2 protein-coding genes and 1 tRNA gene are annotated in these 1199 nt (G+C 70.8%); all 3 read right to left on the bottom strand.

Annotated elements, in window-relative coordinates; translation table 11 throughout:
* On the bottom strand, nucleotides 1-716 hold a 716-nt coding region (tig, locus tag ACFWJO_RS40100), incomplete at its 3' end, for a trigger factor (RefSeq protein ID WP_386873272.1).
* A gap of 42 nt (nucleotides 717-758) precedes the next feature.
* Nucleotides 759-832 (bottom strand) — tRNA-Pro (locus ACFWJO_RS40105).
* 83 nt (nucleotides 833-915) lie between these two features.
* A partial coding sequence (locus ACFWJO_RS40110) for a hypothetical protein (RefSeq protein ID WP_386873274.1) occupies nucleotides 916-1199 on the bottom strand: 284 nt, incomplete at its 5' end.

Raw genomic sequence — 1199 nt, forward strand, 5'->3', positions numbered from 1 at the left:
GCCGTCAGCTCCAGCTTGACCACGGCGGTCTCGCCGTCGTGCTCGCCGCCGTTGAGCGTGGTCTCGAAGGTGGCGTCCTCGCCGGCGGACAGGCCGTCGAGGGCCTCGTCGATGCCCTCGAGCATGGTGCCGGCGCCCACCTGGTAGGACAGGCCCTCGGCCTGGTCGACCTGCTCGCCGTCGACCGTGGCGGTCAGGTTCATCGTGACGAAGTCGTCCTGGGCGGCCGGGCGGTCCACATCCTTGAGGGAGCCGAAGCGCGAGCGCAGGGCGTCGAGGGCCTTCTGCTCGTCCTCCTCGGTGGCCTGGGCGGGCTCCACCGTCACCTTGAGGCCCTTGTAGTCGGGCAGCTCGATGGTCGGGCGCACGTCGAACTCGGCGGTGAAGGCCACCGGGCCCTCGGCGTTCTCCGCGTCCGGGGTGGCGGTCACGTCGACCTCGGGGCGGGAGATCGGCGTGACCTCGGCCTCGGCGATGGCGGCGGAGAACCAGGTGTTCAGGCCCTCGTTGACGGCCTGGTCCACGACGATCTCGCGGCCGAAGCGCTGCTCGATCAGGCGCGCCGGGATCTTGCCCTTGCGGAAGCCCGGGATCTGGACCTGGTTGGCGATGTCCTTGAACGCCTTGTCCAGGGCGGGCTTCACCTCCTCGAACGGCACCTCGACGGTCAGCTTGACGCGGGTCGGGCTGAGGTTCTCTGCGGTGGACTTGACCACGGATGACTCCTGTTGGTGGTGGTGGATGGTCTTGACGTCGAGTCGGGGTGACAGGATTTGAACCTGCGGCCTCACGCTCCCAAAGCGCGCGCTCTACCAAGCTGAGCTACACCCCGCCGTCGTCCCCGACGCCGGCGGGCTCACGCGGTGGAGGCTCGCCGGACACCCGAGGGACTGCCCGAGGGCAGACTGTGGAATCCTAGCGCGCCGTCTCGCGCCCCGCGAAAAGCCGCGACCGCCGGCCCGTGAAGCCGTCCATCGTGGCGTTGACCCCGAGGACGTCCATCGCGCGGTCGAAGACGGGCGCCGGCAGGGCGCGCAGGGGCGCGATCAGACCGACGGCGCGCGGCAGCAGCAGGCGGGTGCGGCCGGCCTCGACGGCGTCCAGCACCTCCTGCGCCACGTGGCGCGGATCCAGCACGGGCAGCAGCCAGGGCACCCGGCTGCGCACGCCCGCGAACATCCCAGTGTCGATGCTGTCTC

The organism is Streptomyces sp. NPDC127092 (assembly GCF_042722475.1).
Lineage (GTDB): Bacteria > Actinomycetota > Actinomycetes > Streptomycetales > Streptomycetaceae > Streptomyces.